The organism is Aeromonas sp. Prich7-2, assembly GCF_017939255.1.
Taxonomy (GTDB): Bacteria; Pseudomonadota; Gammaproteobacteria; order Enterobacterales; family Aeromonadaceae; genus Aeromonas; species Aeromonas caviae.
Genome location: NZ_JAGKRI010000146.1, coordinates 1 through 7,987, shown reverse-complemented (window position 1 = coordinate 7,987; position 7,987 = coordinate 1). Strand labels below are relative to the sequence as shown.

Sequence of the window (7,987 nt, the reverse complement as noted above, 5' to 3'; positions counted from 1 at the left end):
GCGGCCTGATTGCACCGCGCCTCCACAGGCTAAAACGGCGTGTCCCGCCGCTAAAATATTGCGAGCGCCGTTCACATCGGCGTTCGCCTCATAACCACACGCAGCGCATTTAAACTGGCTTTGCGTCTGGCGGTTATCCTTCGCAGGATGCCCACAACAGGCGCACTGCTGGCTGGTGTAGGCCGGGTTTATCGCCAACACCTGACCACCTCGCCATGCCTGCTTGTATTCGAGCTGGCGGCGCAGCTCAAACCAGCCCTGATCTAATATCGAACGATTCAGCCCTGATTTTGCCCGGACGTTGCGCCCCGGCTGACTGGTCGTGCCTGCTGCTGATTTTGACATGCTGGCAACCTTCAAATCCTCAATGACGATCATCGCGTGGTTTTTGCTGATAGTCGTTGTGACCTTGTGAAGGTAATCGCGGCGGGTGTTGGCGATATGTGAGTGCAGCCGCTGGATCTTGGCTTTTTGTTTCTTCCAGTTGCTGCTGAACTTTACCTTTTTGCTCAACTGGCGTTGGAGCCTTGCCAGCTTGGTCTGATTGGTTTTGAAGCTGTTGACGGGCTCAAACACCGTGCCATCTGACAGGGTTGCGAGCTTGGCGATCCCCGCATCCAGCCCGACCATTGAGCCGGAGGGGTGAATTGGCTCGGACGTCTCCTGCTCGACCTGAAAGGAGATATACCAGTGCCCGGCTGCTTGGCTGACGGTCGCGTTTTTAATTTTTCCTGCAACTGGCTGGGACTGGCGAAACTTGACCCACGCCAGCCCGGCAGGAAGCTTCACGCGACCTTTTTCAAGGCGGCAATACTTGTCAAAGTTGACGAAGCGGATTGAGTCGCGGTTGTCGCTTTTCTTCTTGAAAACGGGAGCCTTGGCGGCGAGTTTTTTATCAAAGCAGCGCATCCACGCGCCGTGCAAGTCTTTGAGTTTCTGCTGGAGGTTGTCGGTATATGCCTCGGTCAGAAAGGCCATTTCTGGGTCTTTCTTCCAACTGGTGAGCATCCGGTTCAGCTCAAAGGCAGAAGGTAGTTTTTCGCCAGCATCCAGAATGCGCTTTGTCTCTGCCAGCCCGTGATTCCAGACATAACGAGCACAACCGCCCAACTGGCGCAGGCGTTGCGCTTGTTGGGCGGTCGGTTCGAGTCGGAACTTGTAGGCTTTCAGAATTTGCATTTATCACTCAGTGTGCAGCATTATTACCATATCTATTAAGCCCGATTGAGTGACAGAATGCAATTCACTAAAATTAATAAATCACGCCATGCGGCCTACGCTTTGCACGTACATTTGGTGTTTATCACCAAGTATCGAAAGCCGATATTGGGGGAACTGCATCACGCTTCATTCGGTCAGTGTGCGGCATAGGTTTGCAGAGATTTTGGTGCGGAACTGAAAGAGTGTGACGGAGAGGCTGATCATGTTCACATGCTGATAGAGTACGGCCCAACAGTGCAGCTATCGGTGCTGGTGAACTCGTTAAAGGCGGTCACATCAAGGCGACTGCGTAATGAATTTCTGGACTTGAGGGGTGCTTACAGCAAACCCGTACTCTGGTCACGCTCTTACTTTGTGGGCTCTTGCGGCGGTGCGCCGTTAGAGGTGATCAAGCAATACATTCAAAACCAGCGGGGCTGACGCCCCGGCGAAATTCCCCTCCCACCTACGTCGGAGGGAGTCCCCTTTCGCATTTAAGATGGAGAGGAAGGGGAGCACATTGACCGCATGCTGATCCATCAGGACCCGCACCTCGCCGCCGAGCAGGGCCCCCATGCGCACCAGATTGAAACCGTAGAGCAGGATGTTGACCACGGTGAACACCAGCACCGCAGGCAGATAGTCAGGGTAGCCATGGCGCCATATGAGCCAGACAATTACCGCCCCCACCATCATGTAGCTCAGGCAGGCCAGCAGCACCCGGGGGGCCATCTTGTCGTTGAAGATGACGCTCCAGCAGAGGATCAGCAGATAGACCAGCATGAAGAGGGTGAATGCCCGCCAGTTTGGCGGCTCCCCGAAGAAGCGCTGGATGGCGAGTGGCATCAGGGCGAGGCAGAAGGTGATGAGCAGGTTGGCCAGCCAGATCCCCGCGATATGGGGAAAATGCCTGCATGAAGAAGAGCGATTGCGCCGCCAGGGCACAGAGGCTGGACCACCACCAGAGCCCGAGACCGGGTATTTCCCTATGGGTCGACCAGATGATGGAGAGGGTGATGAATCCCAGGCTGTAGCCCCCGAGGGCCATCAACATCAGGGTAAATACGTCCAGATTGAGCAGAATTGAGGCGTCCATTCCCGAACCTTCCAATGGGGATGGCTGAGTATATGGGAAGCCCATGACAAGACACAGAGGGAGCCTATGGGCCGGGCAAAAATATTTGCCCGACTCGCACGCCCTACTCCCCGTGAAGCGTGCCGGACAACGCCCTGTCTGTGCCCGGATTTTCCACCGAGACGGCCGCCGGATATTTTGCACTTGAACCGGCGCCATTAGATAGATATGTTGTTTTCATGTGGTTTTATGAGTCACCACGAGGGATAAAAGTCTCCATAACTTATTGAGTCTTCTGGCACAAACAGGTTTTGGTACATTTTTCATCCAGCGAACCATTCATAGAATCTCATATGGGGCTTTTGCCCCGACCAAGACAATAATCCTGTCTTGCCTGCTGCCGGATGCAGCAGTCTCTTGTGCCATGGAGTCGCACGGGAGCAGGTTCAAGGCTGACCACATTTACGACAGAGACGTCATTTATGATCAAAAAACTCATTCTCTCTACCCTGCTGCTGTGCGGGCTGGCCAACGCCGCGCCCACTTCCACCCTGGATGCCGTGCTGGAGCGCGGTGTGCTGCGGGTCGGCTTCGATGCCGGCTATCAACCCTTCGAGATGACCAACAAGCAGGGCCAGTACATCGGCTTTGACGTGGATCTCGCCAAGATGGTCGCCAAGGAGATGGGCGTGAAGGTGGAGTTCGTCAACACCGCCTGGGACGGCATCATCCCCGCGCTCTTGACCGACAAGTTCGACGTCATCATGGGCGGCATGACCGTCACTCCCCAGCGCAACCTGCGCGTGAACTTTGCCGATCCCTACATCGTCGTCGGCCAGACCATCGTGCTTCGCAAGGACAAGGCGGGCGAAATCAAATCCTTCCAGGACCTCAACGATCCCAAATACAAGATCGCGGTCAAACTCGGCACCACCGGCGAGCAAGCGGTCAAGCGCATGATCCCCAAGGCCACCCTGCTGCAGTTTGAAACCCAGGATGACGCCAAGCTGGAAGTGATCAACGGCAAGGTGGATGCCTTCGTCTACGACCTGCCCTACAACGCCATCTTCGCGTCCCAGAACCAGGGCGCCGTGGTGCACCTCGACAAGCCGTTCACCTTCGAGCCGCTGGCCTGGGCCATCCGCAAGGGGGATCAGGACACCCTCAACTGGTTCAACAACTACCTGCGCCAGATCAAGGGCGACGGCAGCTACGACCGTCTCTACAAGAAGTGGTTTGAATCCACCGCCTGGCTGAACCAGCTCAAATAACCTCTCAAAGGGGCGGCATGCCGCCCCTTCACGCAGACTCCCCACACGATAACGACAAAAGAGGTTGTGACAGTGATCAACCCCAAACTCACAAGACAGATGGAAAAACAGCCCAATCAGCTGCTCTGGCACGGGATCTTCCTGCTGCTGGTGCTGGCCGCCATTTTCGGCATCTACAAGGCCGTGCAGGCAGTGGATTACACCTGGCGCTGGGAACGCATTCCCCAGTACATCGCCTATCAGGCAGAACAGAAACACTATGCCGAGTTTGACGGCACCGTGGTCGCGGACAAGGGACAGCTCTTCCTGCAAGACGATCTCGACCCCAGCCGCCGTCAGGCCATCGCACCCAAGGGCTCCCAGCTGGCTGAAGGGGATACCGTCTTCCTCGGCGATACCCTGGATGTGCAACTGAGCTGGACCGCCGGCCCCATTGCCTGGGGAGTCTGGGTCACGGTCAAGCTCTCCCTGGTGGCGGGCATCTTCGCCATCCTGCTTGGCACCCTGGCCGGGCTCGCCCGCCTCTCCCCCAATCCGGCCCTGCGCAACCTGGCCGTGACCTATGTGGAGCTCATCCGTGGCACCCCGTTGCTGGTGCAGATCTTCATCGTCTATTTCTTTATCGGCACCGTGCTGAACCTCGACCGATTCACCGCTGGTGTGGCGGCGCTCGCGGTCTTCACCGGCGCCTACGTGGCGGAAATCGTGCGCGCCGGCATCAGCTCCATTCACAAGGGGCAGATGGAAGCGGGCAGAAGCCTTGGCATGACCTCGGCCCAGACCATGCGCTACGTCATCCTGCCCCAGGCCTTCAAACGGGTGCTGCCACCGCTCGCGGGTCAGTTCATCAACCTCATCAAGGACTCCTCTCTGGTCTCCGTCATCTCCATCACGGATCTCACCAAGGCGGGGCGCGAAGTGGTCAGCTCCACCTTCAGCCCGTTCGAGGTGTGGTTCACCGTGGCTCTGCTCTATCTGGTGCTGACCGGCACTCTCTCCTTTCTGGTGCGTCGTCTGGAGGTGAAATATGCGCGCAGCAACTGATCCCGTTATCAAGGCGCCATCGGTGTCGAAATGTTCTGCCATCACCGGCACTCACTGCCCCTTCCCGGTGCGTCGTCTGGAGGTGAACTATGCGCGCTGCAACTGATCCCATCATCAAGGCGACCGGTGTAGAGAAGTTCTACGGCACCGAGGTGCACGCCCTGAAAAACGTCAGCACCCAGGTGGCCGAAGGGGAAGTGGTGGTGATCGTGGGGCCGAGCGGCTCAGGCAAGTCCACCTTCCTGCGCACCCTCAACCAGCTGGAGACCATCAACGATGGCAATATCGTGGTCGACGGCATCAGCCTCACCGAACCCGGGGATGTCAACAAGCTGCGGGAAGAGGTGGGCATGGTGTTCCAGTCCTTCAATCTCTTCCCTCACCTGACGGTGCTGGACAACATCACCCTGGCCCCCCAGAAGGTGAGAGGGCTCTCTCGCCAGGAGGCTGAGGAGCGGGCCAAGGCCCTGCTGCTCAAGGTCGGTCTCTCCAACAAGGCCCAGAGCTACCCCTCCCAGCTCTCCGGCGGCCAGCAGCAGCGGGTGGCCATCGCCCGGGCGCTCGCCATGCAGCCGCGCATCATGCTGTTTGACGAGCCCACCAGCGCCCTCGACCCCGAAATGGTGGGAGAGGTGCTGGACGTCATGAAGGGGTTGGCCCGCGAAGGGATGACCATGGTGGTGGTGACTCACGAGATGGGCTTTGCCCGGGAAGTGGCGGACAGGGTGCTCTTCATGGAGAGCGGCGAGCAGCTGGTGGACGAGAAACCCGCCGACTTCTTCGACAATCCACCCTCCCCGCGCCTGCGCCAGTTCCTGAGCCAGGTGCTATAACCCGCGATGCACCAACACGAAGAGGGAGCCCATGGCTCCCTCTTCTATGCTTGCCTTCTTCACTCCCCCAGATCATCTCCCTGGTGCATTCCTTTTCGCAGCCTCTTGCCATCGGGTTGTCACCACGCCAACGAGCAAGGATGTTAATGAAATTTTAAATTCATCCGGTATGCTGACATCCAACTGGTCCAACCGGATGGCTCACATGGATGTGCAACTGCTCCTGCTCTACCTCTCGCCCCTCTTTCTGGTCTTCATCGGCTGGGAGATGCTCTACCTGCGAAAACACGGCGCCGCCTATCCCACGGCGGGTTACCAGTGGAAGGATCTCTTCGCCAATGCCACCCTGGCACTGATGCATCAGGGGGGCGATGCCCTGGCAGCCATTGCCATTGCCATTGCCATCGCCTATCTCTATGACACCCTTTGGGGCTGGCGACTATTCGATATCGAACTGAACCTCTGGAGCCTTTTGCTGCTCTTTCTGTTGCAGGATCTCTGCTACTGGCTGTTCCACTTCGCGAGCCACCATGTGCGCTGGCTCTGGGCCTACCACGTGGTGCACCACAGCTCGGAGCGGCTCAACCTCTCCACCGCCTTTCGCCAGAGCCTGATGTATCCGGTCTCCGGCATGTGGCTGTTCTGGATCCCCATGATCCTCATCGGCTTCCCCCCCGAGGCGGTGGTGGCCACCGTACTCTTGAGCCTGGGTTTTCAGTTCTTCGTCCACACCCAGGTGGTGGGCAAGCTGGGCAAACTTGAATGGATCTTCAACACCCCCTCCCACCACAGGGTGCACCACGCCAGCAACGCCAGATACATCGATCGCAATTTCGCCGGCGTGCTCATCATCTGGGACCGGCTGTTTGACACCTTCGTGGAAGAAGACTTGGGCGAGCCGTGCCGTTTCGGCATCACCAAGCCAATCCACAGCTTCAACCCCCTCACCCTCACCTTCCACGAGTGGCGCGACATGCTGCAAGAGGCCCGGGGCCTCCCCTGGCGGCAAAAGCTCGCCGTGTTGTTTGGCAAACCGGCGGGCCCCACCAGCGGTTGACCCACCGACCAGGATAAAAAAAAAGAGCGCCCAGGGGCGCAATGCTGTTCAGATAAGCACTTTTTTGACTGATTATTCATAAATTGGATTTGAGTTGAGGGGGCAAGGCTGTGTCCAGTCGATCTTCCTCCAGCCTTTATCCAGCGGGGCTTGCAATAGAAAGAGGGAGGCATCATGCCTCCCTCGATTTTTTGTCCTGATACTACGTGGACTGGAACTCAAATTCTCTTAAGTGAACAGCATTGCGCCCAGGGGCGCTCTTTTTCATGACAGGGACACCCCCGGGTCAGACGTGAACGAAGGACCAGACGGCGGGGATCAGGCTCAGCAGCGTCACCCCGGCCAGCAGCCGTTCGCGCCCGCTGAGCCGCTGTTCGGCGCCGAGCTGGCGACGGCTGTAGAGAAACAGCAGCAGACCCGGCCCGTAAAGCAGAAGCGACAGCAGCAGGTACTCCACCCCGGCGGCGTAGAGCAGCCAGAAACCATAACCGCTCGACACCAGCGCCACCACCCGCATCAGGCCGCGGCCCTGCCCACCCTTGCCACTGAAGACCAGCTTGAGCAGGAAGAGGCCGATGAGCAGGTAGGGCACCAGGATCATGGAGGTGGAGATGAGCAGCAGGTTGGTATACCCCTTGCCAAGCAGCCACACCAGCAGCAGGCAGCCCTGCACCGTCAGGCTGGTAAGCCAGAGCGAGGCGATGGGGGTGCCGTTGCGGTTCTCACGCCGGAAGATGGCCGGGAAGGCCCCGTGACGCGCCGCGCTGAACGGCACCTCGGCCGAGAAGAGGGTCCAGCTCACGTAGGAGGCGAGCACCGACACGATGAGGCCGGCGCTGATGAGCAGCTTGCCCCAGGAACCCGTCATCTGGGCCATCAGTCCCGCCATGGAGGGGTTGGGCAGGGCCGCAAGCTCCGGGCGGCTCAATATTCCAAGCGCCAGCACCGAGATGAGCACATAGAGCAGCAGCGCCAGCACCACGCCGAGCACGGTGGCGGTGCCCACATCCCGCTTGTTTCTCGCCCGGGCCGAGAGCACCGCTGCCCCTTCGATGCCGGTGAAGACCCAGAGGGTGATGAGCATGGTGTTACGCACCTGCTCGGAGACCGGTACCGCCAGGGTGCTGCCCTCCTGATCCGCCGCAAAGGTGACCGGATCGAACCAGTAGCAGGCGAACAGGATGAACAGCAGCAGCGGCAGGCTCTTGGCCAGGGTCGCCACCAGATTGAACAGGGCCGCCTGCTGTACGCCTCGGGCCACCAGCAGGTGCACCGCCCAGAGGATGCAGGACTCGCCGATGAAGGCCGCCAGGGTGTTGCCCTCGCCAAACCAGACCCGCTCCGGCGTGTCGACGAAGCTGCCTGGCTAATAACATCATGTCGATCAGCCAATAACATCATGCCGATCACCATTTTTCTACCCGCAGGAACTGCGTCTTTCTTTTACTCTGCCTGATCGGCATCGGTCAAGTTGATGCCCTGTTTTCGCATCGACTCACCTGTCAAA

Annotated in this window: 7 protein-coding genes and 2 pseudogenes; 6 read left to right on the top strand and 3 right to left on the bottom strand. The window is 58.7% G+C overall.

The annotated features are described in order from the left end of the window. Positions 1-1,179, bottom strand: a 1,179-nt coding sequence (locus J9892_RS18350; protein WP_210538663.1) for an RNA-guided endonuclease TnpB family protein, incomplete at its 3' end; no start/stop codon positions are given. Positions 1,180-1,236: 57 nt separating this feature from the next. On the opposite strand from J9892_RS18350, the pseudogene tnpA reads away from it, so the two are divergent. Beyond that, a pseudogene (tnpA, locus tag J9892_RS18345) lies at positions 1,237-1,641 on the top strand (IS200/IS605 family transposase). On the opposite strand, the gene J9892_RS18340 reads toward tnpA, so the two are convergent. Continuing rightward, positions 1,600-2,145, bottom strand: a complete 546-nt coding sequence (locus J9892_RS18340; protein WP_223916153.1) for a hypothetical protein — start codon at positions 2,143-2,145, stop codon at positions 1,600-1,602. The pseudogene tnpA and the gene J9892_RS18340 sit on opposite strands and share 42 nt — an antisense overlap. Positions 2,146-2,757: 612 nt before the next feature. Here J9892_RS18340 and J9892_RS18335 point away from each other — a divergent pair. The 5 genes from J9892_RS18335 to J9892_RS18320 all read left to right on the top strand — a co-directional run bounded on the left by J9892_RS18335 (position 2,758) and on the right by J9892_RS18320 (position 6,480). Continuing rightward, positions 2,758-3,546, top strand: a complete 789-nt coding sequence (locus J9892_RS18335; protein WP_010675255.1) for a transporter substrate-binding domain-containing protein — start codon at positions 2,758-2,760, stop codon at positions 3,544-3,546. A gap of 99 nt (positions 3,547-3,645) precedes the next feature. Further along, positions 3,646-4,590, top strand: a complete 945-nt coding sequence (locus J9892_RS18330) for an amino acid ABC transporter permease (protein ID WP_041201654.1) — start codon at positions 3,646-3,648, stop codon at positions 4,588-4,590. Next, on the top strand, positions 4,574-4,696 hold the full coding sequence (locus J9892_RS25065) for a hypothetical protein (RefSeq protein WP_257711798.1): 123 nt from the start codon (positions 4,574-4,576) through the stop codon (positions 4,694-4,696). Before J9892_RS18330 ends, J9892_RS25065 begins: the two co-directional genes overlap by 17 nt. After that, a complete protein-coding gene (locus J9892_RS18325; protein WP_210538662.1) occupies positions 4,680-5,423 on the top strand; it encodes an amino acid ABC transporter ATP-binding protein in 744 nt (247 codons plus the stop codon). Before J9892_RS25065 ends, J9892_RS18325 begins: the two co-directional genes overlap by 17 nt. A 205-nt stretch (positions 5,424-5,628) precedes the next feature. After that, positions 5,629-6,480: a sterol desaturase family protein gene (locus J9892_RS18320; RefSeq protein ID WP_162540600.1), complete on the top strand. Its 852-nt coding sequence runs from the start codon at positions 5,629-5,631 to the stop codon at positions 6,478-6,480. A gap of 286 nt (positions 6,481-6,766) precedes the next feature. Here J9892_RS18320 and J9892_RS18315 read toward each other — a convergent pair. Continuing rightward, positions 6,767-7,843, bottom strand: a pseudogene (locus J9892_RS18315) (amino acid permease); the annotation flags it as partial. Between the last annotated feature and the right edge of the window lie 144 nt (positions 7,844-7,987).

Excerpts from the sequence above, each read along its gene's own strand:
- J9892_RS25065 (WP_257711798.1), top strand. The coding sequence starts at position 4,574 with ATGCGCGCAGCAACTGATCCCGTTATCAAGGCGCCATCGGTGTCGAAA.
- J9892_RS18330 (WP_041201654.1), top strand. The coding sequence starts at position 3,646 with ATGGAAAAACAGCCCAATCAGCTGCTCTGGCACGGGATCTTCCTGCTG.
- J9892_RS18335 (WP_010675255.1), top strand. The coding sequence starts at position 2,758 with ATGATCAAAAAACTCATTCTCTCTACCCTGCTGCTGTGCGGGCTGGCC.
- J9892_RS18325 (WP_210538662.1), top strand. The coding sequence starts at position 4,680 with ATGCGCGCTGCAACTGATCCCATCATCAAGGCGACCGGTGTAGAGAAG.
- J9892_RS18320 (WP_162540600.1), top strand. The coding sequence starts at position 5,629 with ATGGATGTGCAACTGCTCCTGCTCTACCTCTCGCCCCTCTTTCTGGTC.